Genomic DNA, 26,457 nt, shown 5'->3' with positions numbered 1-26,457 from the left:
ATCAGTCCCTATTGTTTTTTCTGAAGTTATAGCGAATTTTCAAAGTGTTAATGTGGTTGATGCTATCTAGTGCATTTGAGATCCTAAGGGTTAAGCGATAAATAAGGAGTGTTGCATGATTAAAGATGAAGCCCCATGGGCTGATGATTTGATGGGCCGAGAACAAAGCGCTAATTTTTTGACATCCTACCTTCTTGCCAATCCCAGCATAAAAGTTTTGAATGTCAACTCTCCATGGGGAGCAGGAAAATTTTTCTTTCTACAGCGTTGGAAAGCGCAGCTAAGTAAAAATCACGTTTGTGTATTTTTCAATGCTTGGGAAACTGACTATTCTTCGGAACCGTTAGTGGCATTGGTGACGTGTATAGAGCAGCAGACAACTGGCAAATCTGTAAGTGTCGAAGAAGCTGGTAGAAAGGTGATTAAAACTTCGAGCGAGCTAATAAAGAGAGCCGCACCGTTAATCGCAAAAGGCTTGGTGAGGAAGTTTACCGGCGCTGACTTTGACGAAGTGTTTGGTGACAGTGCCGCCGATGACACAGCTGATGCTGCAGGTGAAGCCACTACTGATGTTATTGAATCTCTAATTCAGGAACAGTCCAAAACAGCAGTCCATGTAGATGAGTTCAAAGACGCTGTTTCAAAACGATTGGCGGCAGCGGCTAAGGAGCACGGTCTTGAAAGTCCAGCATTTATATTTATTGATGAGTTAGATAGATGTCGTCCCACATACGCGATTGAATTGCTTGAGCGCGTGAAACATTTTTTTGAGTTGAAAGATTGCACTTTTATAGTTGCATCTGACTCCACTCAGTTGGCTCACTCGGTTCGAGCTGTTTATGGTGAAAAATTCTTTTCTGAGCGATATCTTAGTAGGTTCTTTGATGCTGAGTTTCGGTTGGATAATAGCAGCATATTTTCGATAGCAAAACAGCATGCCTTCGAGTTCCCATTGGCGGAGCTCCATCTGAAAATAGGTGGTTGGGCTCGTTCGATGCATTCTAGTCAAGGTGAAATTTCTCCTAGGGGAGATACCGTTTGGACCGATCAAAGAAACTATCCAATACATGCTTTATTGTTGGTCGGTATGACAAGATACTTTAATGTTGAGTTGAGGGAAATGCTTAGATACGCTCAACAGATAAATAGTATGGCAAGTGTTCTTCCTGAGCATGAATTTCATTATTTTTGGGCGGCGTTCTTGATATTTGCAAAAGGAACAAACGAAGAGTTGTATCAGTCTTTGTCTTTTCCCGATAAGGCGGAAAAAGTCATAAAGGAATTTGAGGCTGGGCGGGCGACGCCGGTAACCTTTACGTTTTCTTTAGGGCATGAAACTATCGGTGATATGGCAATATTCTATACAAGAATGATACATGCGACTAAAGACGAGTGGCGGAGCATGTATAACAGCGCTAAGGGATGGAGGGAAGCGGTACTTGGTCAGATGGATGAACATAACTTAGATATTGTAAAAACATATCGCAGAGTTGTAGAGCTTGCACACCGTTTGTCATGACGTGATGGAGACAAACAGCGCCAATTAGCTACGTGATGCAGTCAAATGCGCATATTTTCATTCTGTCGCACGTTTGGCTGTTTTTCCGCTAGCATAATCCATCGCAACCGCCCTTGCTTTATCAGAGCAAAGGGGTAGATTTATTTATTTTGGATTTCTGGGTGTTAAATAAATCTGTTCCCATTCTTAGTCCTAAATAAAAGAACCCGGCTGCAGCCGGGTTTTTATTATGTATCTGCCACTAAGAATTCGCGTCGCTCCTAAGGTGTGGCGACATCCTTATCTTCAATTTCATCATTGACAGCTTCTTGAACAGTATTCGTAGTGGCGTTTTTTTGCACCGGGATAGGTTGGTAAAAGAACTCTTCGCTTAAGTCTTTTGCCATGTGACTTTTTAGTACTTCTATCTTTAGAGCCGTTTGCTCTTGGAATTTTTCATGATCGCTGATGTTCAGATTTTTTGCAGAAGAATGAACTGTTTCTCGAGCTACTACCAAAAGCCTGGCAAGAGTGAGTCTGTCGCCATGGATTTTGAATATTTTTTGTATCATCGAATACGCAAGCTTCCAACTATAAAATATGGCGAGGCCAAATATGGCTGCAAACGGTATTCTCAGTACAAAGGCGGCAAGCACATCAGTTGCTGATTTGTACTCTGCGGTAAGTAGATTTCCAGCTCCCACGTATACTTGATACGTTGAGAAAATTATTGCTAGCAGGGGAAGCACTATTAATGCTGAGTAAATTTTCGCTTGTGACTTTCCTTCGTCTACATAGGGGCCATATTCGTCAGAGATAAGGTTTCTATCATTGGTTAACTTCTGTAGCTGTGTCTTCAGATCAGCAATGTTTTTATTTAAAGTTTCCGCCTGTTGTGTGAGTTGTTCTGCATTGTTTTTTGCTTCTATAGATTTGTTCTCGAGATGTTTTGTCTCTAGCTCCATTTGCTGCAGTTTTATTTTTGAGTTTTCTAAGTTTGCTAGTGCTTTTTCACTTTCTGTTTTTGTTTTTTGTTGTTGAGTTGTTAGTAGTTCTATTTCGGTTTCCAGCTCGGCTTTTGCCGCATGAATTCCGGAGATTAAATTGTTGGCAGCTGAGACTTCCGCTTTTGTGTCAATCTTGAATTGAGAAATGATGCGTTTTAGTTCAATGGTTTCTTCAATGTCCGCAGCGTATTTTGTTAGTTGTTCTTGGTTTGCGCCATATAGCTCTACTTTTTTTATTTGCGGTTTTAGAAGTAAAGATGTGCTCGATATCTCGAACCATTCGCAAAAACGCTGGACCCAAATATAAGCATAGGATTGATTGTACTGTACGGCTGCTTGGTAGGGGTCTCTGCCAGAGACTTTTATTGTTACTGTCGTGTCCTTGGATATTTTTTCCGGTTTTTCTCCGTATATATAAATTAACCGTAGGTAGGTGAGGCTATCAGGTGTGAATCTTCGTGCTGCGCTCGTGGGTTTGACGCCACCTGGAACTCCGCTTTCCGTTAGGAGTGTTTGGAACTGTGGTGTTGACTTCCAGAACATATTCTGAGATTGAACCAGCGTTGGTAGCTTTTCCTCGAGCGTGACCAGACTGCTTTCGAGATCTTCTTGTGAGTTTTCAGACATGGCTATTTCCATTTTTACGATATAGCAGAACAATAGCAGAATGGCACATTGCTGCTATTGAGGTCTCTGCAACTCCTGATTAGCAGCCCGCTTGGTTTTTTTCTGAGGCATACAACCATCGCAACATTTGCGGCTTGCATTGATCCCTAGCCGTCACAGTTCTCTCCTTCCCAGTCGTCTTGTCCCGGTAGTACGCGATGGTCCTCATGAAATCCCCCTTGTTCTCCGCCAGATCCTCAACGGTATCCTCTGGCAGGTTGCTCTCCAGTTCCAGGCTGACGGTGTATCCGTTATCCATGCTGAACGTGTGCTGCACGCTCCTGCAATACAAGATGATTTCGTGAATCTCAGGTTTCACCCCTTCAAGCTTACAGGTCAATCCGGGATCAGATCCGGCCGGTGTATGGCCAAGGTATAAACAGGGGAGGCCAGATTTATTTAAGTAAGTTTTTTAATATTTACTTGGTCAGAACCCCGCCGGAGTCATCTGATTACAGAACCAGATAAACAAGAAATTTTGTCACGTTTAAATCCGATTCTTCATTGTTACTCTTGGCCTACACATCCTTGCGCCACCCCCTACACCTAAGACAGAATCCGCCGGCTTGTGCGTCTAGCCCGTGGCTTTTATCGTTCTCGGGTCACTGAAACCAGTGATCGGGTTTGGTAGCCCGTGTGTTAGATGTACAGCGTCATCGTCTCCGGTCGTGGTTTCGGCCGGGGTCTATGGTGGTCATGTACAGGGCGTCTTCGGGCGCGCCGGCTCCTAACACCCGGTCTACCAACCTGTTCATGGCCGCCACCCTTCGTTTGGTAGCGAAAGGGTGAAGCCTTCACTAAAAGTGTTAGGAGTTTCATCCATGTTCAAACCAACACCCAACCCACCAGAAACCGATCCAGTCTCCCCCTACAAATTCCCCGATTCACGAACCCTGAACGAAGCCGCCGAGCGCGCCCTCGATCACTACCTCACCCCACAGCAACGGATCATGGGCAGCCACACCCAACATGACCCGATGTACTTCGCCAACCCGGCCTACGACACCGAATCCCTGCTCGCCAACGCCAGCGAATCCTTGGGATCAGCCTCCGAAATGCTCAACAACTTCGCCGCCACCCTGGAACCCGCCCACCGCAAAACCGCCATCGGCATTGCGCAGTTGGTGATGTTGGGGTCTTTGGCGGTGAATCAGGCGCTGGATAACGTCGAGCCGAAGTAGGTTCGGGCAACCCTCTGCTGTGGAGGGCTGATCGTCAGGCGTGGGTTCAACCTGAACCCACGCTGAAACCCCCGCAAGTTTCATCTTCCCACCACCCGCGCACGCCTACGATCTCTCTACAAGATCCCGACCCCACCCGAGCGCCAAACACCATGAACAATCCACTCAAAGCGCTGTTGATCGTCGCAACCGTCTCGGTTCTAAGCGCCTGCTCCGGCTCCGGTGGCTTGACCACCACCAGTTGTTTCTCCAGCGACTGTCAGTCGCCGCAGGCGCGTAATGTGAATACGTTGAAGTTCGGCGGGAGCAATATCGGTAACAGTTTCAACCAGTACAGCTCCGGCCTGATGCATGACGACTGAGGGTTACTGGGCCGCGGGTACGGCGATCCATTCGCTCAGGACTTTCTGGTATTTGCCGGTGACTTTGCTCAGGTGCAGCCACTGGTCGACGTAGAGTTTCCAGCTGATGTCGTCGCGCGGCAGCAGGTAGGCTTTTTCGCCGTATTGCATGAACTGGCTTGGGTTGACGGCGCACAGGCCAGGTTTGAGTTTTTGTTGGTAGAGGGCTTCGGAGGCGTCGGTGATCATCACGTCGGCCTTGTTGTCGAGCAGTTGTTCGAAGATGGTCACGTTGTCGTGCAACGCCAGTTGCGCCTTGGGCAGGAAGGCGTGGACGAAGGCTTCGTTGGTGCCGCCGGCGGGTTCGACCAGGCGCACGTTTGGCTGGTTGATCTGGTCGATGGTCTGGTATTTGGACTGGTCGGCGCAGCGCACCAGCGGGATCTTGCCGTCGACGTCGAGGGTGTTGCTGAAGAAGGCTTTTTTCTGGCGTTCGAGGGTCACCGAGATGCCGCCGACGCCGATGTCGCATTTGCCGGCCTGCATGTCTGGCATCAGGGTTTTCCAGGTGGTCTGCACCCATTCGACCTTGACGCCGAGGCTGTCGGCCAGGGATTGCGCCATGGCGATGTCGATGCCTTCGAAACCGCCGTCCAAGCGTTTAAAGGTGTAGGGTTTGTAGTCGCCGGTGGTGCAGACGCGCAACTGGCCCTGTTGCTGGATGGTGTCGAGGTGCGAGGCCGGTTCTTGTGCATGAGCGGCGCCGGCCATGGCCAGCAGGCCGCAAAAGATCATCGTGCTTTTTCGAATTGTCATGGAGATCGGGCTTGTGCAGTGGGAGTGCGGGCCAGTGTAGTGAATGCGTTTGCCGGGTGTCATCCCGGCTCCGGGCTCAGCGTGCCCAACCACGCCACCAGCCCCACGATCAACAGCGCAATCACCAGCTCCGATGCCACGCTGCGGCGCAAGGCATTGGCCGCCACCTGATGTTGCCCGGCGCGCAACGATTGTTCGAGCAACGGCCCGAGGTGGAATCGGTTCAACGCGGCCAGCACCAGCATGCCCCCGAACAACACAACCTTGATCGCCAACAGAATCCCGTAGGTGCCGAGCAGGACTTCGCCCAGTGTCGGGCCGACGATGAACAGGTAATTCGCCACGCCGGTGGCCGACAGGATCAGCACAATTGCCGCGCCGACGCCTTCGAAGCGTTTGACGGAATCGGCCAGCGAACGAATGCGCGCCTCGCTGCACAGTGCGTCGAGCCGCGACATCAAGATCAACGCGAGCATTGCGCCTAGCCACGCACCCGCCGCGAGCAGGTGCAGGATGTCGCTGAGCAGATGCCACGCGTTATCCATCGCGCCGTGACCGCTCCAGGCCAGGGAGGCGAGGGCGACTGAGCCGGCCATCGATGCCAGCCACAATCCCGGCCAGATCATCACGACAATCAGCGCAATCATCCGCAGCGTCCACGCCAGCCCGACGTCGGTTTCCAGCACCATCATTTGCAGGTGCGGCCACAGCGCCGCGAATTGTGTTTCGCCACTCATGGCGCGGGTCATCAGCACCAGACTCGCTACTGAGAGCAGTGCCCCGATCAACGCCATCCCGCGCAGCATCGGCCGAAACCGCAGCACCGCGTCAACGCTGTACCGCCCGAACAACGCCAGCCCGAACAACAGCAGCAAATCCACATACAGCGCCAGACGCAGGAGGATGTTGATCAGTTCAGCCATCGCTCATTTCACTTTGAACGTGACGTTGCCGGTGATCGGGTGCGTGTCCGACGACACTGCGCGCCATTCGACCTTGTAGGTGCCGGCCGGCAAGGGCGAAAGCGGGGTGACGAGCATGGTTTTCGGGTCGCTGCCGGCGCTGACTTTGGCCTTCATCGGCATGGGCGAGTGGGCCATGCCGGGCATTTCGGTCATCACCAGTTTGGCGCCGGAGAACTGGGTCAGCAGATCCTCCGAAAACCGTAGCTCGATCTTGCCGGGCGCCGCGCCGTCGGCACCTTCGGCCGGGGTCGACGTCAGCAGTTTCGGATGGGCCTGGGCCAGGGTGCTCAGGAGCAAACCGCTGGCGAGGACGAGGGAGATTTTCAATGTGCGCATGCAAGACCTCGGTGTTGTTTTTTGATGGGATTCAGAACCACAGCCGCACGCCGAGGACGAGTCGCGCTTCGCTGCGATCCTCGCCTTCTTCCCGTGCGTAATCGGCGGTGTGGCCGTAGGTGCGGTTCCAGGTCACGCCGATGTAGGGCGCGAATTCGCGGCGGATTTCATAGCGCAGGCGCAGCCCGACTTCGGTGTTCGCGAGGCCCGAGCCGATCCTGCGTTGCGGGTCGTTTTTGCCGTAGACGTTGAGTTCGGCGGTCGGCTGAAGGATCAGGCGATTGGTCAGCAGGATGTCGTAGTCGCCCTCCAGCCGCACCGCACTCTGACCGTTTTCGCCAATGAAGGCCGTGGCTTCGGCTTCGAAGTTGTACAGCGCCATGCCCTGCAGGCCGAATGCGGCCCAGGTTTGCGGGGCGCCGGGTTTGAAGTCCTGGCGCACGCCGGTGACCACGTCCCACCACGGCGAAATCGCGTGGCCCCACAGCGCCTGGATTTCCGCATCTTCGGTCTTGCCGTTGCTGCGTTCACCCTCGGAGCGCAGCCACAGCCGATCGATGTCGCCGCCGATCCAGCCGGACAAATCCCAGGCCAGGGTGCTGGCATCGTCGGCGTTCTGCCATTCGAGTTTGTCGGCGAGGAAGTAAGTATTGATGGCGCTGTCGTGGACCTGGTGTCCGGCATGGCTGGTGAACACGGCGGCGCGGTCGGCGTCGGTCAGCGCCGGGATCGGCGTGCGGCTTTCGGTCGGCGCGGCGGGCTGCATCATGCCGTCGTCCATGCTTTGCAGATCGCCCATCTGGCTGTGGTCCATGCCCTGCATGTCGCTGGCGGCGAATGCCGGGGCCATCGAAAGAAGTGATAACGAAAACGCGGCAAATCGAGTCATGGTCGGCGTCCTCATTCTTCCACCCGCACTTCGCGGAACATGCCCATTTCCATGTGGTACAGGAGATGGCAGTGATAGGCCCAACGGCCGAGCGCATCAGCCGTCACGCGGTAACTGCGGCGGGTGCCGGGCGGCATGTCGATGGTGTGTTTGCGCACCTGGAAGTCGCCGTTTTCGTCTTCCAGATCGCTCCACATGCCGTGCAGGTGAATGGGGTGGGTCATCATCGTGTCGTTGACCAGCACCAGGCGGATCCGCTCGCCGTACTTCAACAGCAGCGGCTCGGCATCGGAGAACTTGATGCCGTTGAACGACCAGGCGAATTTCTCCATGTGGCCGGTGAGGTGCAGCTCGATGGTGCGGCTCGGGTCGCGGCCGTCCGGGTCTTCGAAAGTGCTGCGCAGGTCGGCGTAGGTCAACACGCGGCGACTATTGTTGCGCAGGCCGAGGCCAGGGTCGTCGAGTTTCGCGGCGGTGGTCATGGCTTGCATGTCCACCAGCGGGTTGTCCTTTTCGCTGTCGGGGTGCGACTGCATCGGGCCCATGTTCATGCTCGAGTGATCCATGCCGCTCATGTCCATCGAACCATGATCCATGCCGCCCATACCCATGTCGTCCATGGTCACCAGCGGGCGCGGGTCCAGCGCCGGTACCGGGGCCGACAATCCGGCGCGGGCGGCGAGGGTGCCTCGGGCGTAACCGGTGCGATCCATGGCCTGGGCGAACAGGGTGTAGGCGTCGGCGGCGGGTTCGACGATCACGTCATAGGTTTCCGCCACGGCGATGCGCAACTCGTCGACGCTGACCGGTTTGACGTGCAGGCCGTCGGCGGCGACCACGGTCATTTTCAATCCGGGGATGCGCACGTCGAAGTAGGTCATGGCCGAGCCGTTGATCAGCCGCAGCCGCAGCTTTTCGCCGGGGCGGAACAGGCCGGTCCAGTTGGAATCGGGCGCGTGGCCGTTCATCAGGAAGGTGTACGTGGCACCGCTGACGTCGGCGATGTCGGTGGGATTCATCTTCATCTGCGCCCACATCGTGCGATCGGCGACGGTGGCGCCCCAGCCTTTTTCGCCGACGTCATGGATGAAATCGCCGACGGTGCGCTTGTGGAAGTTGTAGTAGTCGGACTGCTTTTTCAGGGTCTTCATCAGGCTGGCCGGGTCTTCGTCGGTCCAGTCGCTGAGCATCACCACGTAGTCGCGGTCGTACTGGAACGGCTCCGGTTCCCGGGCGTCGATCACCAGCGGTCCGTAGACGCCGGCCTGTTCCTGCAAGCCGGAATGGCTGTGATACCAATAGGTGCCGTGCTGGCGAACCTTGAACTGGTAGACGTACACGCCACCCGGCTCGATGCCCTTAAAACTCAGGCCCGGCACGCCGTCCATGTTGGCCGGCAGCAGAATGCCGTGCCAGTGGATCGACGTGCTGTCCTTGAGCCGGTTGCGCACCCGCAGCGTCACGGTGTCGCCTTCACGCCAGCGCAGCAGCGGGCCGGGCAGGCTGCCGTTGATGGTCATCGCGGTGCGAGGCTGGTCGGTGAAGTTGACCGGGGTTTCGCCGATGAACAGCTCGAAGTCGGTGCCGCTTAACTCATTAACCTGGCCAGGGCTGTTCAAGGCCCAGACCGGCGTGCGCAAAAGGCCGAGGCCGCCGAGCAATCCGCTGGCGGCGAGGCCTTTGACGAAGGTGCGTCTTGAGATGGTGGAAGGCATGCGCTGGAAGTCCCCGTTTGACCAATGACGGGGAGGCTAACCAGCGACAGCTTTCAGCTGGCTGAGGGGCGGATTACAGTTGTGTCAGGTTCAACCTACAGACCGAGACCTTCTTGGACGACCAACAACAGGTTGTTTTCCGTCAACGCAATCGCATCCAGCTGTTGCCCGGTCTCAAGCGTCTGCAACCACCAATGACTTTCGCCGTGTTCATCGACCGTGCGCAGCAGCGACGCTTCGCGCCCCGGCAGGACGATTTGCACGCGCCCCGAGCCGTCTTCGGTGAAACGGGCGATGGGGTCGAAGGTCAGGCTGTGGTGGTTGGCTTCGATGATCAACTGGTCGATGGCGTAGTCGTGGGTCTCGCCATCCGGTGAACTTTCGCAAACATGGGTAGGATTTCGCCGAATCTTCAGACCGACCTCGGTGACCGGTTGCAACCAGCCCTCGATGCGGTGATACAAGGCGTAGACCTGGGCCGGCCAGCAATCGATCTCCAGTTCGGCGCAGGTGATTTCGTCAGCATGGGTGTGCCGGGTTTGTTTGAGTTTCGCGGCGAGTTCGTCTGCTTTACTCATGTCGGTTCCCTGTAGTGATTTCAACTTCATCGTAGTCCTTTCAAAGTAATGCAGGTTTTGCCCTGCGTCATGCGCTTGCAACACGGGCATGACTCAATCAGCGTCTGGCCAAGTGATGGTCAGACCACAGAAACCACGGACGCACGCGTCCCAAGGAACGGGAACATGAAAAAGCTTTTTACAATTATGGCGCTGATTGCGCTGACGGTCGGTAGCATCGGCCTGAGTTCGGCACGCCAGTCGTCTGCCAGCAAGGCGGAATCGGTGGCGGGGGTATTCGATTACTACCTGCTGACGTTGTCCTGGTCGCCGACGTTCTGCCTGACCCACAAGGACGACCCGCAATGCACCGGCAAGGGCTACGGTTTCGTCCTGCATGGCCTGTGGCCGCAATACGCCAAGGGCGGCTGGCCGGAGTCCTGCCCGCCGCTGACCAACCTGTCGGCTGCCGAAACGGCCAAAGGCCTGACGCTGTTCCCGACCAAAAAACTGCTCGATCACGAATGGAGCAAGCACGGCACCTGCAGCGGCCTCGGCGCGATGGGCTATCTGGACGAAGCAGACAAAGCCGTGGCCGCGGTGAAAATCCCGGAAGAGCTGCAACCGTTCAGTAGCTCTTATTACTTCGAAGCGCAGGAAATTGCCGACCTGTTCCGCAGGAGCAATCCGGGCATCCCGTCAGACGGCATCGCCGTGATCTGCAACGGCCCGGAACTCTCGGAAGTGCGCGTGTGCATGGGCAAGGACCTGCAATTCGGCGCCTGCGGCAAGGGCGTGAAAACCCAGTGCCGGGCGGGGGATATCCGGGTGCCGCCTTCGCGTTGACCGGAGCGATTACCGACCATAAAAAACAGGCGCCTTTTCAGGCGCCTGTTTTTTTGCGTGCGGGTTTGAACAACGCCGCGACTTTGTTCATGCTTGCGCGCCAATGGATGATGACGCGACACCGCAAGGAGCTTTTCATGAGCGGAAAACCCGCTGCCCGAGTGACCGATCCGACCGCCTGCCCGTTGCCGGGACATGGCACCAGCGGTAAGAAAACCTTATTGCTTCTTCTATTGACCATCTTGTGTTCAGCCTGCGCTAAAAACCATACGGTCCCGCCTGCAAATCTCAATTTTCTGACGATAGAGAGAAAGCCCAACGGCCTGTATTACGAAATTTACTAAGGCTCTGATGTAAATCTTTTGGATCTGTTTGGGAGAGGAATGAGGGAAGGCGCCGCTTCGACAATGTTGGATTGTGCGCTGGGTGACGATCAGGACTTCTCTATCACTAACCGATTCAGGTATTCGGCGTACGGGCTGATTGATGTAGATGAGGCCAACAAAGCCGGCGGGAAATACAACTACGTGACGAGTGCAACTTTAAGGCAGACCGTAAATAACGGTTCAACTCAGGAATTTCTTTCAATTCAGGAGTTGAATGGCCTGTTGTCCGGAAAGCTCCAGGTTCCCTGCAAAGTCGTCATTACCGCCTGGGGCTACAAACCCTACTACTCAAACACCATGAACCTCCCCGTCGCTGACCTGCTGCGCGAAGGGAACAAGTTCTGAGCTCATTGCTAAAAGGGAACATAAGTGGGGTCAGGGCGATTTTCTACCAGAGAAGTAGGCAGTAAATCGTCCAGCGACTTGCTGCTTGAATCGATCATGGAGGAGCTCTCGTGAGGTACAAATTTCTTCTTTGCATACTTATGGTCATCTGCTCCGGGTGTGCAAAGGATCATGTAAAACCTCCGGCAAATTTGAGCTTTGTGTCTGTTGCAAGAGAACGAGCGCTCTACGACGTTCGGTATCAATCGGACGTGGATGTTCTGGACCTTTTTGACCGAGGCGAACGTAAAGGAATGGCGTCGGGTACTCTTGAGTGCGCCTTGGGAGACGACGAAGACTTTGCGGTTGATAAATCAATGCAGTTTTCTGCCCTCGGTTTGATTACCTCGGACAAGGGGCAGGCGAACAAAACGGGATTTTCCTATCTGACCAGCGCGTTTTTGATCGAAACCTCTAGCGACAGAAGTTCCGACAGAAATCTGTCTGCGGTCGAGCTAAACCAACTCCTCTCAGGCAAACAACAAATCCCCTGCAAAGTCGTCGTCACCGCTTACGGCTACAAACCCTACTACTCAAACACCATGAACCTCCCGGTCGCAGACCTGCTGCGCGAAGTCAACAAGCCCTGAGCTCAGCGCCATTCGGGGGGGATCAAGCAAATCCCCCCGCATCCACCCCCAATTCCCCCCGCAGAAACTCCACCAACCCCCGCTGCAACCCACTCAACACCCCCTCGCGGCTGACCAGCGCCAGCTCCGTCGGCGGCAGCGGCGGCAAGTCCGTGCACAACCGATGCTCCGGCAACACCGCCGACGCCGGCAGAACCGAAACCCCAAGCCCTGAGGCCACCGCCGCTTGAATACCGGTCAGGCTGTGGCTGCCGAAGGCCACCCGCCAGGGGCGTTGCGCCACGTCGAGCAGGCGGATCGCCCGTTGTCGGTACAGGCAGCCCTGTGGAAACAGCGCCAGCGGCAACACACCACTGGATGAGTCGAACTCAGCACCCTTGACCCAAACAAGTCGTTCCGGCCAGGTCGCCCAGGCGGGACCGCTGTCAGGTTCGCGTTTGATCAGGGCGATGTCGATTTCGCCGCTGTCGAGGCGTTGCCTCAGGTCGAGGCTCATGCCGCTGACGGTTTCCAGTCGCGCTTGCGGGTGGCTGCGGGTGAAGCCGGCGAGGATCAGCGCCATGCGTCGGGCGTCGAAGTCTTCCGGCATGCCGATGCGCAGGATTTCCAGGTCCAGATCGCTGGCCAGGGCTTCGCTGGCCTCAGCGGACAAGGCCAGCAGACGGCGGGCGTAGTGGATCAGCAGTTCGCCGTGCTCGGTGACGCTGACATTCTGCCCGGTGCGGTCGCGCAACAGGAGGGCGTGGCCGACCATTTCTTCCAGTTTGCGTACCTGTTGGCTGACCGTGGATTGGGTGCGGTGGACGCGTTCGGCGGCGCGGGTGAAGCTGCCTTCATCGACCACGCAGACGAAGGTTTTCAGCAGTTCCAGATCCAGCATGGCGGCGGTCTCGATATTTGTTTGGCAACTGACGGTTGGCTATTTATTTAATTTCACACTATCACCCCGAGTTCATAAGCTGAAGCCCTCACTTGCAGAGGAATGCCCCCATGACCTTGATCAACACACCGCGCCCGCAATGGCTGACCTTCGATTGTTACGGCACCTTGATTCAATGGGACGAAGGCCTGCGCGCCGTGGCCGAGCGGATCCTGAGCGAGAAGGGCGAGCACCGGGTCGACGCCGGGCGCCTGATCGAGGTTTACGACCGCCACGAACATCGCCTGGAACAGACGCCGCCGCACCGCTCGTTTCGAGAACTCAGCACTCTCGGCCTGCAACTGGCCCTGGAAGAACTGGGCCTGACGAGTGCCAGCGAAGACAGTCAGCGCCTGGCCGCCGCGATTCCGCAGATGCCGCCGTTTCCCGAAGTCGTCGAGACCCTCGCGCAGCTCAAGGCCAAGGGTTTCAAGCTGTGCGTCGTCTCCAACACCGATGACGACATCATCGCCGGCAACGTCGCTCAACTCGGCGGCCATATCGACCGGGTGATCACCGCGCAACAGGCCGGCGCCTACAAACCGGCGCCGCGGCTGTTCGACTACGCTCATGAACAATTGGGCGTCAGCCGCGATCAGGTGGTGCACATCTGCGCCAGCCCGATGCTCGACCACACGGCGGCCCGCGACATGCATTTTCGCTGCGTATGGATCGACCGCGGGACCGGTCGTCAGTTGCTGCCGGACTATCGGCCCGACGCGATCCTCAACACGCTAGACGAAGTGCTGCCGCTGTTCTCGTCCCTCGGCTGGTAAGAAACCTCGCCCGTCATCAAGGAGTTTCGCCATGGCCCATACCCTGACCGGCAGCGCCCGACCCACGCGTTGCGCCTCGTTGAACCTCGACAGCGAAGCCATCATCACCGCCCGTCACGAACTGGCAGCGTGCTTTCAACTGGCGGCGCTGCACGGGCTGGAGGAGGGGATCTGCAATCACTTTTCGGCGATGTTGCCGGGGCACGCTGACCTGTTTCTGGTCAATCCGTACGGCTATGCGTTTTCCGAAGTCACGGCACACAAACTGCTGGTCTGCGACTTCGACGGCAACGTGGTGGACGGCGAGGGCCAGCCGGAGGCCACCGCTTTCTATATTCACGCGCGCCTGCATCAGCGACTGCCCCGAGTAAAAGTCGCGCTCCACACGCACATGCCGAACGCGACGGCGTTGTGCCTGCTGGAGGGGCCGCCGCTGTTGTGGCTGAGTCAGACCGCGCTGAAGTTCTACGGGCGCACGGCGGTGGACGAGCATTACAACGGGCTGGCGCTGGATGAGCGCGAAGGCGAGCGGATTGCCGGTGTCATGGGCGAGGCCGACATTCTGTTCCTGAAAAATCACGGGGTGATTGTCGCCGCGCCGACCATCGCCGAAGCCTGGGACGATCTGTATTACCTGGAGCGTGCCGCGCAAGTGCAACTGCTGGCGATGGCCACGCAACGGGTATTGAAACCGGTGCCGCACGCGGTTGCGCAACGGGCGTACGAGCAGATGCGCGAGGGCGATCCGGAAAGTGCGCGGGCGCATCTGCACAGTGCGATGCGGCGGTTGTCCCGTCAGGGTTGATGCAGGCAAAAACGGGCAGGCAAAAATAATTTGTGTCGCAGGTCATCCAATTGCCCTGCGCGCCGATAGCAACAGGGTCGGGATTGTCGCGGTGGCACTTGGTTGCCCCACACAACCCGGTGGGCTACGCTCACAAAAAAACAAGGGTTTCGGGCCTTTGCCCCTGTCGTACCTGCCCAGGACACGCTTTTGCCTATCCCCATTCACGATCCGCACCAGGCCCCCGGCGGCACTCTCAAGCGTTTGCCCCTGCGCAAGGCGGCGGTGTTGTTCATCGTTGCCGTGTGTCTGTGCCTGTCCGGTCTGCTGTATTTGCAGATCGAGCAGTCGCGGCGCCAGGATCTGACGAACGCGCAGATGTCGTCGGCCAACCTGACCCGGGCCATGGCGCAGCAGGCTGAAGACACCTTTCTGGCGGCGGATCTGGTGCTGACCAGCCTGGTCGACTGGATTCAGGACGACGGCTACGGCGCGGCGCAGAAGCCGCGTTTGCAGAAAACCCTCGCGCGGCGGGTGCAGCAACTGGAGCAGTTGCACGGCATGTTCCTGTTCGACCGCGAAGGGCAGTGGGTGATTACCTCGTTCCCGGATCTGCCCCGCGGCAATGGCGTGGCGGATCGCGAGTACTTCAAGTTTCACCAGCAGAACGTGTCGGGTGTGGCGCACATCGGCCCGGCGATCCGCAGCCGCGAGAACGGCGAGTGGATCATCCCGATCTCGAAACGGGTCAACGACCGCGCCGGCAATTTCCAGGGCGTTTTGCTGGCCGGAATCAAGATGTCGTACTTCGACAAGTTCTTCAAAAGCTTCAGCCTGGACGACAACGGCACCATGTTCCTCGGCCTGACCGATGGCACCTTGCTCGCCCGTCGGCCGTTCGACGAGGCCCTGATCGGTACCTCGCTGGCCAAGGGTGAGATCTATCAGAAGCTGCTGCCCAACGCCTCCGCCGGCACCGCGATGATCGATTCGGTGGTCGACGGTGTGACGCGTCTTTATGGTTACCGGCAGTTGGAAAGTTATCCGCTGGTGGTGTCCGCCTCTTCATCGCGGGACACGATTCTTCAGGGCTGGCATGACCGGGCGTTCCAGTCCAGCGTGATCGTGGCGCTGGTGATGCTCGGCGTGGGGCTGTTCGGCTGGGTGTTCATTCATCAGGTGCGCGATGGTGAGCGGATCGAGAAAAACCTGCGCAAGGCCCAGCGGGCGCTGGAGCAGATCGCCACCCACGACAGCCTCACCGGCTTGGCCAACCGGCGCCTGTTCGAGCGCTCGCTGGAAGTGGAGTTTGCCCGGGGCGCGCGGCAGTCGAGCCCGGTCAGCCTGATCATGCTCGATATCGATTTCTTCAAACGCTACAACGATGCCTACGGCCACGTGGCCGGCGACCATTGCCTGACGCAGGTGGCGCAGGTGGTGAAAAACTGCTGCCAGCGCAAATCCGATCTGGCGGTGCGCTATGGCGGCGAAGAGTTCGCGGTGTTGCTGCCGGACACCGACATCAACGGCGCGCTGGCGATTGCCGGGCAGATCCGCCGCAGCGTCATGGACAAACACATCACCCACAGCGGCTCGCCGACCGGTTATCTGACGGTGAGCCTGGGCTGCTATTCGTTTATTCCGCTGGGCAACGACAGCCCGGAGCTGTTCATCCAGCGCGCCGATGCGGCGCTGTATCAGGCCAAAAATGCCGGTCGCAATCGCGCGGCCGTGTTGTCGATGGACGTCGGCCTCGGCGAATTGCTGCGCTCGGATCGCTGACAAAAAACGCGGTCGGGTTCAGACACAGGCCATGGCACTTACCACGGCCTGCTCTTGTTCGTTCAGCTGCCGGTGCCACCACCGGCGCCGCCAGTCCCGCCGCCGGCCGAACCGGTCCCGCCGCCAGCCCCTGAGCCTGAACCGCTGGCGCCGCCGTTGGTGCCGGTGCCTTTGCCCATGCCATCGGAAGTGCTGCCACCCGAAGGTGCGCCGGGCGTGCTGTTTGGTGGCTGGGTCGAGCCGCTGGTGGCGCCGGACTTGGTGCCCGTGGCATCGGCGCCATCGTTGGCGGCAAAACTGGCGGTAGAGGCGGCGGCCAACAAGCCTGCCAACAAAATTGAGGTCAATGTGCGCGTCATCATGGTCTGTCTCCGGAAAGGGGATCTACCTGATATTGGTCTGACGCGCACAAGGCTTGGTGCCGGCCGAGTGACGAGCGGTTTTTTAGAAGTCCACAGTCGCCGAAACCTTCAGCGTGCGCGGCGTGCCCTGGGTCAGGTAACCGCCGTTGGCCGAAGCCCAATAGGCTTCGTTGGCGACGTTCTCCAGATTGGCTCGCAGGGTGATCTGCTTCTCATCCAGTTTGAAGGCATAGCGCGAGCCCAGATCGAAGCGGTTCCACGCCGGAATGCTCTGGGTGTTGGCCGCGTTCAGGTACTGGCCGCCGGTGCGCAACATCCGCGCGCTGAGGGCGGCGCCTTCGAGGCCCGGAATGTCCCAATCGGCGCCAAGGTTGAACTGGAAGCGCGGCACCCCGACGGCGCGGTTGCCGTCATTCACGCCGTTGCTGCTGCCTTCCAGTTCAGTCTTCATCAGCGTTGCGCCGCTGAGCAGGCGCAGGCCGTCGAGCGGTTCGCCGTAGACGTTGAGTTCCACGCCTTTGTTGGTCTGCTGGCCGTCGACCCGGAAGATTCCGTCCTGGGTGTAGCTCGACGGTTGCTCGATGCGATAGACGCCGAGGTTGGCGCCGTAGCTGCCCATGTCCAGGCGCACACCGGCTTCGATCTGCTTGCTGCGCACCGGGGCGAAGGTTTCGTCGCGGTTGATCGCCGTGGTCGGCGGCGTCGGGCCCTTCGCCAGGCCTTCGATGCGGTTGGCGTAGAACGACACGTGTTCCCACGGCTTGATCACCAGACCGTAGACCGGGGTGGTGATCGACTCTTCATAACTCGAAGTGCGGGCGCCGGTGGCGGTGCTCCAGCCGTCGACTTTCAGCGCTTGGCGACGCACGCCGAGGGTCAGCAGGATGCGGTCATCGACGAAACCGAGGGTGTCGGAAATCGCCTCGCTGCGCAGGATGTTCTTGCCAGTGATGCGCGGGTCGTTGATGTCGCTGGCAAATGAGGTAGGCGCCGGGCGCGGCTTGTCGGTGACGTTGTACAGGTTGGTGCTGTAGCGCCCGGCGGTGCCAATGGTTTCAAACGCCGAGCGTTGCTCGCCCCAGATGCCCGCCCAGCCGAGGTTCAACTGGTGCGTGACGGGGCCGGTGTCGAAGCGGCCGTTGAGCCCGGCCATGGCGCTTTGGTTGTCTTCGTCGTGGGGCGAATAGAGCATGCCGCCGCGGGCATTGCCGTTGAGGTCGGTGACGGTCAGCGAAGAGTACACGCCGTTCTCGCGGGTGTGCTTGGCACCGCCGGACACGTAGGCGGTCCAGTTATCGTTCAGGTCGTATTCGGCGCGGGCCATGCCGAAGGTGTCTTCGAGTTGCGAATAGCTCCAGCTCTGGGCGTAGCTGGCGTTGGCGTGCGGCACCTTGGGGGCTTTGGTCAGGCTCGAATCGACATAGATCACAGAGCGACCCTGGTTGATGACCTGCTTCTGATAGCCGAAATCGGTCGAGACCCGCAGGCGATCGCCGCGATAGTCCAGGCCAACGCTGAACAGCGACGAGCGCTGATCTTCGTCATCGACGGCGGTGTCGCCTTCGCGCTGCATCAGGTTGACCCGCGCGCCGAAGCGGTTGTCCTCGCCAAAGCGCTGGCCCAGATCCAGATGCCCGCCGACGCGGCCGTCGGCGCTGTAGTCGAGGGTGACGCTGCGGGTCGGGGTATCCATCGCGCGTTTGGGTTGCAGGTTGATCCCGCCACCGATGCCGCTGCCGCTCGGGGTCACGCCGTTGACGAAGGCGTTCGGGCCCTTGAACAGTTCCACCCGGTCCAGCGCTTCGACGGCAATGATCTGCCGGGGCAGCACCCCGTACAGGCCGTTATAGGAAATGTCATCGGAGGCCAGCGGCAGGCCGCGGATCATGAACATCTGCGAGAAGTTGCCGAAGCCGTTGGACTGGCGCACCGAAGAGTCGTTGAGCAACACATCGCCGACGGTCTGGGCCTGCTGATCGGCCATGGTCTTGGCGGTGTAGCTGGTGACGCTGAAGGGCAGGTCGTTGACCTCCTGGTTGCCGAGCATGCCGATCTGCGCGCGGCGGGCGACCTGTTCGCCGCCGTAGGTGTCGCCGCTGTCGTCGTGCAGGGCGCTGACGTTGGTGGCGCCGAGTTCCAGCGCGCCGTCCGCCGCGACTTTCGGGGCCACGGTGTAACCGTTGTGACCGGTGCTGATCAGTTCGAAACCGCTGCCTTCCAGCAACCGGGCAAAACCGCTCTGCGCGGTGTAACTGCCTTGCAGGCCGGGGCTCTGGCGATTGCCCAGTTGCGCCGGATCGAACGACAGCGGCACGCCGACGCTGACCGCAAATTGCGCCAGCACATGGCTGAGCAGGCCGGGGGCGATGTTGACGCTGCGGCTGGCGCTTTCACTGACGCTGTCGGCGGCGTGGGCGGCGGTTGGCAGCAGTGCGCTGAAGGCCAGGGCCAGGCTCAGGTTCAGGGCCTTGAGCGCAAACGTGGCGGGACGGGGCGATGGCATTGCGGTCATTCGGTGTTCCTGTCGGGGGCGTGGAATTGAAAGGTCTATCCACTCACCGGACGAGTCGCGAAAAGGTATCAGCGAATATTGAAAATATTTTCCGAGGGCTCAGACACGGGGCTCCACCGACAGCCAATAGCGGGTCAGGCTGTTGATGTTCAGCGGCAACGTATCGCTGAGCAAACTCAGGCTGGCGTCGGTGTCGCGCAGGGAAAACGCCCCGGACACGCGCATCGCCGCCACGTCCGGATGACAACGCAGCACGCCGCGGCGATAGCGGCTCAGTTCGCCGAGCAATTCGTCGAGACGCATGTTGCTGGCCAGCAGCATGCCTCTGTCCCAGGCCAGGGACACGGTGTCGAAGGTTTCGGCGCTGTCGAAACTGTTGAGCTTGAAGCGCTGGCGCTCACCGGCCTTGAGAATCGCACTCTGCTTGAGCAGTTGCGGGGTGATCTGAACCTGGCCTTCGAGCACCGACACCTGGCTGCGCGAACCCTCGGTGCGTACGCAGAATCGCGTGCCCAGCGCGCGGGCCACACCTTGCGGGGTTTCGACAATGAACGGACGGGCGCTGGCATCTGCGGCGGTGTTGATCAGCACTTCGCCGTTGAGCAGCAGGACGCGGCGCTCCACCGGGCTGAAAGCGATGTCCACGGCGCTGTCGGTGTTGAGCACCAGTTGAGTACCGTCCGGCAATTGCAGGTTCTTCTGCTCGCCGACGGCGGTGCGCTGGTCGGCGGTCCATTGCTCCCACGGCACATGCTGCGAAGCCATGCCCAGCGGCCCGGCCATCAACAGCAAGCCGAGGCGGGTGAGGGTCTGGCGACGGCTCAGGCCTTCTTTGCGGGACGCGCGTTTCAAGGTCTGGATCGCGACGTTGGCCGGCACGCTGCGCAAATCCCCCAGCAGTGCTTCGGCCCGTTGCCAGGCGATGGCGTGCTCGGCGCTGCGGGTGCGCCATTGGGCGATGGCCTGATGGTCGGACGGGGTCGCGGTGCCGGAATGCAGTTGCACCAGCCAGTCGGCGGCTTCGCCGAGAATCTGCGGGTTGATCATCGACGAATTCATCAGGCGACACTCAGGCAGGCAATGAACGCGGTACGCATGTGGCGTTTGACGGTGATCAGCGAAACACTCAGGCGCGTGGCGATCTGCGCGTAGGTCAGGCCTTCGATCTGCGACAGCAGGAAGGTCTCGCGGGTCTGTTCCGGCAGTTCGCGCAGCAGCGCTTCGATGCGCCACAGGGTTTCGAGAATCAGGTAGCGGGTTTCCGGCGACGGGACTTCGGCGGCGGGCAGATGCGCGATGGTTTCCAGGTACGCGCGCTCCAGGTCCTGGCGCCGCCAGCGGTCGATCACCAGACCTTTGGCGATGTGCGTCAGCAGCGCCCGGGGCTCGCTGCCCAACGGCTTGATCACCTGACGGGTGAGCAGGCGCAAAAACGTATCGTGCGCCAGGTCGGCCGCCTCGCAGCGGTTGCCCAACTTGCGCTGCAGCCAGCCCTGCAGCCACCCGTGGTGTTCGCTGTAGAGCGTCTGGACTTGCTGATTCAACGGCTGATCGAGGGACGACATGAAGGGCAGATACTCGTTTCGGGCGTCCGTTGCCAAGGGTGCGATCATGAGTGCGAAAGCGGTGCAATTAAGAATTGATCGCATTCTAGTGGCACAGAACGAGCGCTGGCAATTGCCCCGCAACACTTTCTTTTCTGACGCCAGAGGAGTGGCCTACCCGTCTTCCGGGAGATTGGCTATTTGCCTGGCCCGGCACCGGGACTAACGTAGCCACACATTCACTTGCCCCGGAGAGTCGCCATGAAACCTCGTATCGATTTCTACACCGCGTCCCCAGATGCCCTTAAAGCGATGATCGCCCTGGAAACCGCCGTCTCGAAACTGCCGCTGGAAAAGACCCTGATCGAACTGGTCAAGCTGCGCGCTTCGCAGATCAACGGCTGCGCGTTCTGCATCGACATGCACACCGCCGATGCGATCAAGGGCGGCGAAACCCCGCGCCGGTTGTTCGCCGTGACCGCGTGGCGTGAGGCGCCGTTCTTCACCGAACGTGAACGCGCCGCGCTGCTGTGGACCGAAACCCTGACTCAACTGAGCCTGACCCACGCCCCGGACGAAGACTACGAAGCGGTCGCCGCCCAGTTCTCGCCCAAAGAAATGGTCGACCTGAGCGTCGCAATCAGCACCATCAACAGCTGGAACCGTCTGGCCGTGGGCTTTCGTAAAACCCCGCAAGCCTGATCGATCAATGTGCATCGGCACTCGGCGCGGCCGGTGGTTGCACCTTGCGCATCAAGGGCACCATCGCCGTGGCGATGCCGAAGCACACCATGATCATCAGGAACGTGTCGCCGTAGGTTTGCGTCTGCGCTTCACGGTAGGTCAGTAGCCATAGCTGACGCAGGCTGGCGGTGAGGCCGACATCGCCGCTCTGACCCAGCGCGGCAAAGTTGCCGCCGACCTGGGCCAGCCACTGATTCACCGCTTCGTTGCTGCTGTTCAGATGCTCCGCCAACCGGGTGAAGTGCAGGTTGGTGCGGTCGTTGAGAATGGTTGCGCACGCGGCAATCCCTATGGCACCGCCCAGATTGCGCATCAGGTTGAACAGGCCCGATGCATGCTTCAGCCGCGCGGGTGCAAGCCCACCGAGCGTCAACGTCACCGCCGGCGGCACCGCCAGTTGCTGGGCAATCCCGCGCAGCGCTTGCGGCAGCATCAATTCTCCGGCGCCCCAGTCGTGGGTGATCGGACTGAATTCCCACATCGACAACGCGAATAACGCCAGGCCCGCCATCATGATCCAGCGCAGATCGATGCGATTGGCCAGAAAGGCGTACAGCGGAATCGCCATGATCTGGAATACCCCGGTGGAGAAAACTGCCAGACCAATATCTAGCGCGCCGTAGCCGCGCACCCGGCCGAGAAACAGCGGCGTCAGGTAAATCGTCGCGAACAGGCCGATCCCGGTGACGAAGGAAAAGAAGCAGCCGAGGGCGAAGTTGCGATCCTTGAGCGCGCGCAGGTCTACGATCGGATTGGCCACGTGCAACGTGCGGCCGATGAAGGCCAGCCCGGCGAGGCCACTGATCCACGCGGTGGTCAGAATCGTTTGATCGCTGAACCAGTTCCAGCGCGGGCCTTCTTCGAGGGTGTATTCCAGGCAGCCGAGAAACAGCGCCAGAAACACCATGCTCAGATAATCCGCGCCCTTGAGCAGCGACAGTTCCGGCTGATCGATCTTGACCAGCAACGGCACTGCCACGGCGACGAAAACCCCCGGCACCAGGTTGATGTAGAACAGCCAGTGCCAGGACGAAATGTCGGTGATCCAGCCGCCGATCACCGGGCCCAGCGTTGGTGCCAGCGACGCCACGGCGCCGATGGTCGCGGCAGCAATCACTCGCTGTTTGCCGGTGAAGAAAAAGAACGCCGTGGTGAACACCAGCGGAATCATCGACCCACCGAGAAACCCTTGCAGCGCGCGAAAGGCGATCATGCTCTGGATGTTCCAGGCGATACCGCAGAGCAGGCTGGCGAGGGTGAAGCCGACCGCCGAAGCGCAGAACAGCCAGCGTGTGGAAAACACGCGCGACAGCCAGCCCGACAACGGAATCACGATGATTTCGGCGATCAGGTAACTGGTCTGCACCCACGCCGTTTCATCAGTGCCGGCGGACAACCCGCCGCCGATATCGCGCAGCGAGGCCGAGACGATCTGGATGTCCAGCAACGCGATGAACATGCCGATGCACATCGTGGCGAAGGCGAACACTTTGGTCGCCGTCGTCATGTCGGCGGCATTGAATGGCTGCGCGGAGGCGGTGAGGGCGGTGCTCATGGCGCGCTGGCCACGGCGGTGGTTTCAGGTTGGGCGCGGGTGTCGACTTCAGCGGTCACCGACAGTCCCGGACGCAGGTGGCCGAGCACGCCGTCGGCCGGGTCGAGCAGGATCCGCACCGGCACGCGCTGAACGATTTTGGTGAAGTTGCCGGTGGCGTTTTCCGGCGGTAGCACGCTGAACTGCGAACCGGTGGCCGGGGCGAGGCTGTCGAGGCGACCGTGGAATTCCTGGCCTGATAAAACATCGGCGCGGATGCTCACGCGCTGGCCGGGTTTCATCCGCGCCAGTTGGTCTTCCTTGAAGTTGGCATCGACCCACAGACCGCTGGCCGGCACCACCGACAACTGTTGCGAACCGGCCTGCGCATAGGCGCCGACCCGCGCGCGGCGGTTGCCGATCACCCCGTCGACCGGGGCACGCAGTTCGGTGTAGCCGAGGTTGAGTTGCGCCAGATCACGCTCGGCCCGGGCTTGCTGGAGGGCGGCGCGGGCCTGTTGTTTCTGGGTTTCGATCACGGTGAGCTGGCGTTGCGCGGCCAGCAGTTCGGCCTGGGCTTTGGCGCTCAAGGCTTGCGCGGTCTTGAAGGTGGCATCGGCCCGTTGCGCGCTTTCCACCGAGACTGCATTGGTGGTCACCAGACGCTTGTAGCGGGCGTTGTCGTCCCGCGAGCGGGCGGTTTCGGCGCTGGCGGCATCGATGCCGGCGCGGGCCTGACCGATCACCGCTTGCTGCAATTGTTCGGTGGCGTCGAGGTTGGCCAGCAGCGCTTCCTCGGCGGCGACCGCGCCTTCGGCCTTGGCCAGATTGGCGCGGTAGTCGCGCGCGTCGAGGCGAATCAGCACGTCGCCGGCCTTCACCTTCTGGTTGTCGCTGACCAGCACTTCCTCGATGTAACCGGCGACCTTCGGCCCGATCACCGTCACGTCGCCGCCAATGTAGGCATCGTCGGTCTCCTCGAGAAAACGCCCGGCGCCCCACCAATGCACGGCGTACAGCCCGGCGAACACCAGCGCGGCCAGCCCCGCAGTGGGCAACAGCAGGCGTTTGAGCAAGGGAGGTTTGGGGGCGCTGACCGGAACGGCGAGATCGGGTTCTACGGTGGGCATGCTGGTCATGGCGTAATACCTGGGAAAACGGATCGTTATTACGGCTGTAATATGACGCGAGTAATATTTTGTGGCAATTGATTTTTATCGCCGGTCGTCAGTTGCTTCAGATGTCCGATTAATTGCGCAAGAGCCTCAGGGATTGGAGCGTGGTCGAAACGACGCTGCGACTGCCACGATCAATCGATCGAGCAACAACGGCACGATGCCAAGGCTGTTTTATGAGCGGTGGATTGGTGTTAGCCACGAGGTCTCAGGCCCTCGGGGAAACCCTGATGATCTGCAACTTGCTGGCGTTATCGCTGGCGATCCGCGCTAAAAGGGCATTTGTTTAAGAAATGTAAGCAGCGTAGGAAGCGTCTTGCAATTGTGTAGGAAGGCTCTGACTATCACCGCTATTGATGGGGTGGCATTAAGCCAGTTGATTGCAAGGATGTTGAGTGCCGTATTCGCTTTGCGCTGTTTCTCGTAGTCGTTCCCTGCCTCGCCCGCTGTTGTCGGCCTTGTTGTTGAGTGTGTGTGCGCCCAGCGTTCTCGCCGCCGAAACTCCAGCCCCTGGCCAGGAAGTGCTGCGCCAGCAACAACTGCAACAGCGCGATCTGCAACAGCTGCAACTCGAACAGCGCAAGCGCCAACTGGAGCGCGGCGCGTTCGGCCCGACGCCTGCCACTCCGGCCATTCCTGAATCGATCAAACCCGACGAACGCTGCTGGCCCTTGAGCGGCACGCGCATCGGTGGCGTCACGCTGATCGATAAAGACAAACTCAACGCCCGGATCAAGCCGCTGCTGACGCCGTGCATGGGCGTCGGCCAGATCAACCATTTGCTGGCGACCATCACCGCGCTGTACGTGGAGAAGGGCTACATCGCAAGTCGGCCGTACTTGAGCAGTGCGCCAGTGGCGGGGCAATCGCTGGATATCCTGATCGACGAAGGCTACATCGAGTCCATCGAACTGGCGGACCAGAGCCTGCCGGTTTCCCTCGGTGGCGCGTTCCCCGGAATGCTCGGCAAGCCGCTCAACCTGCGGGATCTGGAGCAGGGACTGGATCAGTTGAACCGTCTGCGCTCAATCGATTTGACCGCCGACATCGCCCCCGGCAGCCAGCCCGGTGCGTCAAAAATCATCCTGCGTTCGCGTACCTCCGGGCAGTCGCGCTGGAGCTTGGGCCTGGGCGCGGACAACCTCGGCAGCGCCAGCACCGGTCGTGATCGCGACACGTTGAGCCTGACCCTCGACAGCCCGCTCGAACTCAACGATCTGTTGAGCCTCAGCGCCAGCGACACCCTCAATCAGGGCGACCGCTACAGCCGCAACGCCAGCCTCTATTACGCGATTCCCTACGGTTACTGGACGTTCAGCACCTTCGCCAGCCACGCTGAATACCGCGCGCCGTTCAAGCTCAGCACGCTGACTTTCCACAGCACCGGCATCACCGATCAGCTCAGCCTGCGCGCCGACCGTGTGTTGTGGCGCGACCAGAGTCATCAGCTCAGCGCCAACCTGCAACTGGCGCACAAGGACGTCGACAGCTATCTGGAAAACGTCCGCCTCGGCATTCAGAGCCCGACCCTGACCGTGGCCGAGGCCGGGCTCAATCTGTTCTGGCTCGACCGCGCGGTGTGGAACCTCGACGTGAATTACGCCCAGGGTTTAAGCGGGTTCGGTGCCGACGACGATGCCGATCGCCAGGTCAAGAACTTGCCCAAGGCGCAGTTTCGCAAATACCGCGCCGGCCTCAGCCAGTGGCGCAACGGCCAGCTCGGCGCGCAAGCCTGGCAATGGCAGAGCCAGCTCAATTTGCAGTACAGCCCGGATCCGCTACCGGCCATCGAGCAATTGCTCGGCACCGACGATTCCGCCGTGCGCGGTTACCGGGTCAGCAGTGCGTCCGGGGCCAGCGGCGCGATCTGGCGCAACACCCTGCGCCTGCCGCTGCGTACTGATTTTCCCGTGCAGGTCACCCCGCGCGTCGGCCTCGACCACGGCTGGATCAAGGCCGATCACGGCGCTCCGGTTCAACGCCTGAGCGGCGCCAGCATCGGCCTCAATCTGGGCTGGAAAAACCTGCAAGTGGATGTCGATTACCAACGCAGTCTGAACACCCCAACCGGCCTGCACCGCGAGCCTGAAACCTGGCTGATGCGGGTCGGATTACAGATATGAACGTCAGTGAACAACAGCCATCGGA

The 26,457-nt window shown here is 59.3% G+C and carries 26 protein-coding genes and 1 pseudogene; 12 read left to right on the top strand and 15 right to left on the bottom strand.

What is annotated here, in order from left to right:
* Nucleotides 1-115: 115 nt before the first annotated feature.
* Nucleotides 116-1,519 (top strand): KAP family P-loop NTPase fold protein, encoded by a 1,404-nt coding sequence (locus tag ABTV87_RS19480; protein ID WP_433898181.1) that lies wholly within the window; start codon nucleotides 116-118, stop codon nucleotides 1,517-1,519.
* Between the two features lie 260 nt (nucleotides 1,520-1,779).
* On the opposite strand, the gene ABTV87_RS19475 is transcribed toward ABTV87_RS19480, so the two are convergent.
* Entirely contained in the window at nucleotides 1,780-3,132 is a 1,353-nt protein-coding gene (locus ABTV87_RS19475; protein WP_433898180.1) for a hypothetical protein, read from the bottom strand.
* A 54-nt stretch (nucleotides 3,133-3,186) separates the two neighbouring features.
* Nucleotides 3,187-3,549: pseudogene (locus ABTV87_RS19470) on the bottom strand (phage late control D family protein); the annotation flags it as partial.
* Nucleotides 3,550-3,992: 443 nt separating this feature from the next.
* On the opposite strand from ABTV87_RS19470, the gene ABTV87_RS19465 reads away from it, so the two are divergent.
* Both ABTV87_RS19465 and ABTV87_RS19460 read left to right on the top strand, forming a co-directional pair.
* On the top strand, nucleotides 3,993-4,352 hold the full coding sequence (locus tag ABTV87_RS19465; protein ID WP_007955862.1) for a DUF6124 family protein: 360 nt from the start codon (nucleotides 3,993-3,995) through the stop codon (nucleotides 4,350-4,352).
* A 152-nt stretch (nucleotides 4,353-4,504) separates the two neighbouring features.
* On the top strand, nucleotides 4,505-4,714 hold the full coding sequence (locus tag ABTV87_RS19460; protein ID WP_085648165.1) for a hypothetical protein: 210 nt from the start codon (nucleotides 4,505-4,507) through the stop codon (nucleotides 4,712-4,714).
* Between the two features lie 3 nt (nucleotides 4,715-4,717).
* On the opposite strand, the gene ABTV87_RS19455 is transcribed toward ABTV87_RS19460, so the two are convergent.
* The 6 genes from ABTV87_RS19455 to ABTV87_RS19430 all read right to left on the bottom strand — a co-directional run bounded on the left by ABTV87_RS19455 (nucleotide 4,718) and on the right by ABTV87_RS19430 (nucleotide 9,992).
* The gene (locus ABTV87_RS19455) at nucleotides 4,718-5,509 is read right to left on the bottom strand and encodes a transporter substrate-binding domain-containing protein (protein WP_258712069.1); all 792 of its coding nucleotides are present in this window, start codon (nucleotides 5,507-5,509) and stop codon (nucleotides 4,718-4,720) included.
* A gap of 59 nt (nucleotides 5,510-5,568) precedes the next feature.
* Entirely contained in the window at nucleotides 5,569-6,432 is an 864-nt protein-coding gene (gene copD / locus ABTV87_RS19450; protein ID WP_258712068.1) for a copper homeostasis membrane protein CopD, read from the bottom strand.
* A gap of 3 nt (nucleotides 6,433-6,435) precedes the next feature.
* Nucleotides 6,436-6,810, bottom strand: coding sequence for a copper homeostasis periplasmic binding protein CopC (gene copC, locus ABTV87_RS19445; RefSeq protein ID WP_258712067.1), 375 nt, complete (start codon nucleotides 6,808-6,810; stop codon nucleotides 6,436-6,438).
* A 31-nt stretch (nucleotides 6,811-6,841) separates the two neighbouring features.
* Nucleotides 6,842-7,699 (bottom strand): copper resistance protein B, encoded by an 858-nt coding sequence (locus ABTV87_RS19440; protein ID WP_433898179.1) that lies wholly within the window; start codon nucleotides 7,697-7,699, stop codon nucleotides 6,842-6,844.
* An 11-nt stretch (nucleotides 7,700-7,710) separates the two neighbouring features.
* Nucleotides 7,711-9,414 carry a copper resistance system multicopper oxidase gene (locus ABTV87_RS19435; RefSeq protein ID WP_433898178.1) on the bottom strand — a complete coding sequence of 568 codons (1,704 nt, stop codon included), beginning with the start codon at nucleotides 9,412-9,414 and terminating at the stop codon, nucleotides 7,711-7,713.
* A 95-nt stretch (nucleotides 9,415-9,509) separates the two neighbouring features.
* Nucleotides 9,510-9,992, bottom strand: a complete 483-nt coding sequence (locus tag ABTV87_RS19430) for a hypothetical protein (RefSeq protein ID WP_085608248.1) — start codon at nucleotides 9,990-9,992, stop codon at nucleotides 9,510-9,512.
* Nucleotides 9,993-10,157: 165 nt separating this feature from the next.
* Between ABTV87_RS19430 and ABTV87_RS19425 the strand changes: the two genes are divergently transcribed.
* The 4 genes from ABTV87_RS19425 (at nucleotide 10,158) to ABTV87_RS19410 (ending at nucleotide 12,177) form a co-directional block, all read left to right on the top strand.
* Nucleotides 10,158-10,817, top strand: a complete 660-nt coding sequence (locus ABTV87_RS19425; protein WP_085608249.1) for a ribonuclease T2 — start codon at nucleotides 10,158-10,160, stop codon at nucleotides 10,815-10,817.
* Nucleotides 10,814-11,161 carry a hypothetical protein gene (locus tag ABTV87_RS19420; protein ID WP_433899879.1) on the top strand — a complete coding sequence of 116 codons (348 nt, stop codon included), beginning with the start codon at nucleotides 10,814-10,816 and terminating at the stop codon, nucleotides 11,159-11,161. The genes ABTV87_RS19425 and ABTV87_RS19420 overlap by 4 nt, the downstream gene beginning before the upstream one ends.
* 39 nt (nucleotides 11,162-11,200) lie before the next feature.
* Nucleotides 11,201-11,548 (top strand): hypothetical protein, encoded by a 348-nt coding sequence (locus ABTV87_RS19415; protein WP_433898177.1) that lies wholly within the window; start codon nucleotides 11,201-11,203, stop codon nucleotides 11,546-11,548.
* A 140-nt stretch (nucleotides 11,549-11,688) separates the two neighbouring features.
* Nucleotides 11,689-12,177 (top strand): hypothetical protein, encoded by a 489-nt coding sequence (locus ABTV87_RS19410; protein ID WP_433899872.1) that lies wholly within the window; start codon nucleotides 11,689-11,691, stop codon nucleotides 12,175-12,177.
* A 22-nt stretch (nucleotides 12,178-12,199) separates the two neighbouring features.
* Here ABTV87_RS19410 and ABTV87_RS19405 read toward each other — a convergent pair whose 3' ends face one another.
* Nucleotides 12,200-13,057 (bottom strand): LysR substrate-binding domain-containing protein, encoded by an 858-nt coding sequence (locus ABTV87_RS19405; protein ID WP_433898176.1) that lies wholly within the window; start codon nucleotides 13,055-13,057, stop codon nucleotides 12,200-12,202.
* Between the two features lie 110 nt (nucleotides 13,058-13,167).
* Between ABTV87_RS19405 and ABTV87_RS19400 the strand changes: the two genes are divergently transcribed.
* The 3 genes from ABTV87_RS19400 to ABTV87_RS19390 all read left to right on the top strand — a co-directional run bounded on the left by ABTV87_RS19400 (nucleotide 13,168) and on the right by ABTV87_RS19390 (nucleotide 16,438).
* Nucleotides 13,168-13,872 carry a haloacid dehalogenase type II gene (locus tag ABTV87_RS19400; RefSeq protein ID WP_433898175.1) on the top strand — a complete coding sequence of 235 codons (705 nt, stop codon included), beginning with the start codon at nucleotides 13,168-13,170 and terminating at the stop codon, nucleotides 13,870-13,872.
* A gap of 31 nt (nucleotides 13,873-13,903) precedes the next feature.
* Nucleotides 13,904-14,677, top strand: coding sequence for an aldolase (locus ABTV87_RS19395; protein WP_433898174.1), 774 nt, complete (start codon nucleotides 13,904-13,906; stop codon nucleotides 14,675-14,677).
* Nucleotides 14,678-14,866: 189 nt separating this feature from the next.
* On the top strand, nucleotides 14,867-16,438 hold the full coding sequence (locus ABTV87_RS19390; protein WP_433898173.1) for a sensor domain-containing diguanylate cyclase: 1,572 nt from the start codon (nucleotides 14,867-14,869) through the stop codon (nucleotides 16,436-16,438).
* Nucleotides 16,439-16,500: 62 nt separating this feature from the next.
* On the opposite strand, the gene ABTV87_RS19385 is transcribed toward ABTV87_RS19390, so the two are convergent.
* From ABTV87_RS19385 to ABTV87_RS19370, 4 genes are all read right to left on the bottom strand, one after another.
* Nucleotides 16,501-16,800: a hypothetical protein gene (locus tag ABTV87_RS19385; protein ID WP_007955886.1), complete on the bottom strand. Its 300-nt coding sequence runs from the start codon at nucleotides 16,798-16,800 to the stop codon at nucleotides 16,501-16,503.
* Nucleotides 16,801-16,882: 82 nt separating this feature from the next.
* The gene (locus ABTV87_RS19380; RefSeq protein WP_433898172.1) at nucleotides 16,883-19,312 is read right to left on the bottom strand and encodes a TonB-dependent siderophore receptor; all 2,430 of its coding nucleotides are present in this window, start codon (nucleotides 19,310-19,312) and stop codon (nucleotides 16,883-16,885) included.
* Nucleotides 19,313-19,411: 99 nt separating this feature from the next.
* On the bottom strand, nucleotides 19,412-20,371 hold the full coding sequence (locus ABTV87_RS19375) for a FecR domain-containing protein (RefSeq protein WP_433898171.1): 960 nt from the start codon (nucleotides 20,369-20,371) through the stop codon (nucleotides 19,412-19,414).
* Complete coding sequence (locus ABTV87_RS19370) at nucleotides 20,371-20,877, bottom strand: sigma-70 family RNA polymerase sigma factor (RefSeq protein WP_433898170.1); 507 nt, start codon at nucleotides 20,875-20,877, stop codon at nucleotides 20,371-20,373. The genes ABTV87_RS19375 and ABTV87_RS19370 overlap by 1 nt, the downstream gene beginning before the upstream one ends.
* A 240-nt stretch (nucleotides 20,878-21,117) precedes the next feature.
* On the opposite strand from ABTV87_RS19370, the gene ABTV87_RS19365 reads away from it, so the two are divergent.
* Nucleotides 21,118-21,558 carry a carboxymuconolactone decarboxylase family protein gene (locus tag ABTV87_RS19365; protein WP_074689185.1) on the top strand — a complete coding sequence of 147 codons (441 nt, stop codon included), beginning with the start codon at nucleotides 21,118-21,120 and terminating at the stop codon, nucleotides 21,556-21,558.
* Nucleotides 21,559-21,562: 4 nt separating this feature from the next.
* Here the strand turns inward: ABTV87_RS19365 and ABTV87_RS19360 are convergent, their stop codons facing one another.
* Together ABTV87_RS19360 and ABTV87_RS19355 are read right to left on the bottom strand one after the other, a co-directional pair.
* Nucleotides 21,563-23,155, bottom strand: a complete 1,593-nt coding sequence (locus ABTV87_RS19360; protein WP_433898169.1) for a DHA2 family efflux MFS transporter permease subunit — start codon at nucleotides 23,153-23,155, stop codon at nucleotides 21,563-21,565.
* Nucleotides 23,152-24,273, bottom strand: coding sequence for an HlyD family secretion protein (locus ABTV87_RS19355; protein WP_115078604.1), 1,122 nt, complete (start codon nucleotides 24,271-24,273; stop codon nucleotides 23,152-23,154). Before ABTV87_RS19355 ends, ABTV87_RS19360 begins: the two co-directional genes overlap by 4 nt.
* A gap of 431 nt (nucleotides 24,274-24,704) precedes the next feature.
* Here ABTV87_RS19355 and ABTV87_RS19350 point away from each other — a divergent pair, with 431 nt between their 5' ends.
* Nucleotides 24,705-26,432: a ShlB/FhaC/HecB family hemolysin secretion/activation protein gene (locus tag ABTV87_RS19350; RefSeq protein WP_433898168.1), complete on the top strand. Its 1,728-nt coding sequence runs from the start codon at nucleotides 24,705-24,707 to the stop codon at nucleotides 26,430-26,432.
* Nucleotides 26,433-26,457: the final 25 nt, after the last annotated feature.

The sequence above is a fragment of the Pseudomonas sp. PSE1(2024) genome, from assembly GCF_050990555.1.
In the GTDB taxonomy this organism is placed as follows: domain Bacteria; phylum Pseudomonadota; class Gammaproteobacteria; order Pseudomonadales; family Pseudomonadaceae; genus Aquipseudomonas; species Aquipseudomonas aphyarum.
The sequence above is the reverse complement of the archived record's forward strand: the minus strand, read 5'-3'. Positions and strand labels throughout refer to the sequence as shown.

Coding starts and splice junctions, on each gene's coding strand:
- ABTV87_RS19480 (WP_433898181.1), top strand. CDS start 116: ATGATTAAAGATGAAGCCCCATGGGCTGATGATTTGATGGGCCGAGAA.
- ABTV87_RS19475 (WP_433898180.1), bottom strand. CDS start 3,132: ATGTCTGAAAACTCACAAGAAGATCTCGAAAGCAGTCTGGTCACGCTC.
- ABTV87_RS19465 (WP_007955862.1), top strand. CDS start 3,993: ATGTTCAAACCAACACCCAACCCACCAGAAACCGATCCAGTCTCCCCC.
- ABTV87_RS19460 (WP_085648165.1), top strand. CDS start 4,505: ATGAACAATCCACTCAAAGCGCTGTTGATCGTCGCAACCGTCTCGGTT.
- ABTV87_RS19455 (WP_258712069.1), bottom strand. CDS start 5,509: ATGACAATTCGAAAAAGCACGATGATCTTTTGCGGCCTGCTGGCCATG.
- copD (WP_258712068.1), bottom strand. CDS start 6,432: ATGGCTGAACTGATCAACATCCTCCTGCGTCTGGCGCTGTATGTGGAT.
- copC (WP_258712067.1), bottom strand. CDS start 6,810: ATGCGCACATTGAAAATCTCCCTCGTCCTCGCCAGCGGTTTGCTCCTG.
- ABTV87_RS19440 (WP_433898179.1), bottom strand. CDS start 7,699: ATGACTCGATTTGCCGCGTTTTCGTTATCACTTCTTTCGATGGCCCCG.
- ABTV87_RS19435 (WP_433898178.1), bottom strand. CDS start 9,414: ATGCCTTCCACCATCTCAAGACGCACCTTCGTCAAAGGCCTCGCCGCC.
- ABTV87_RS19430 (WP_085608248.1), bottom strand. CDS start 9,992: ATGAGTAAAGCAGACGAACTCGCCGCGAAACTCAAACAAACCCGGCAC.
- ABTV87_RS19425 (WP_085608249.1), top strand. CDS start 10,158: ATGAAAAAGCTTTTTACAATTATGGCGCTGATTGCGCTGACGGTCGGT.
- ABTV87_RS19415 (WP_433898177.1), top strand. CDS start 11,201: ATGAGGGAAGGCGCCGCTTCGACAATGTTGGATTGTGCGCTGGGTGAC.
- ABTV87_RS19410 (WP_433899872.1), top strand. CDS start 11,689: ATGGTCATCTGCTCCGGGTGTGCAAAGGATCATGTAAAACCTCCGGCA.
- ABTV87_RS19405 (WP_433898176.1), bottom strand. CDS start 13,057: ATGCTGGATCTGGAACTGCTGAAAACCTTCGTCTGCGTGGTCGATGAA.
- ABTV87_RS19400 (WP_433898175.1), top strand. CDS start 13,168: ATGACCTTGATCAACACACCGCGCCCGCAATGGCTGACCTTCGATTGT.
- ABTV87_RS19395 (WP_433898174.1), top strand. CDS start 13,904: ATGGCCCATACCCTGACCGGCAGCGCCCGACCCACGCGTTGCGCCTCG.
- ABTV87_RS19385 (WP_007955886.1), bottom strand. CDS start 16,800: ATGATGACGCGCACATTGACCTCAATTTTGTTGGCAGGCTTGTTGGCC.
- ABTV87_RS19380 (WP_433898172.1), bottom strand. CDS start 19,312: ATGACCGCAATGCCATCGCCCCGTCCCGCCACGTTTGCGCTCAAGGCC.
- ABTV87_RS19375 (WP_433898171.1), bottom strand. CDS start 20,371: ATGAATTCGTCGATGATCAACCCGCAGATTCTCGGCGAAGCCGCCGAC.
- ABTV87_RS19370 (WP_433898170.1), bottom strand. CDS start 20,877: ATGTCGTCCCTCGATCAGCCGTTGAATCAGCAAGTCCAGACGCTCTAC.
- ABTV87_RS19365 (WP_074689185.1), top strand. CDS start 21,118: ATGAAACCTCGTATCGATTTCTACACCGCGTCCCCAGATGCCCTTAAA.
- ABTV87_RS19360 (WP_433898169.1), bottom strand. CDS start 23,155: ATGAGCACCGCCCTCACCGCCTCCGCGCAGCCATTCAATGCCGCCGAC.
- ABTV87_RS19355 (WP_115078604.1), bottom strand. CDS start 24,273: ATGACCAGCATGCCCACCGTAGAACCCGATCTCGCCGTTCCGGTCAGC.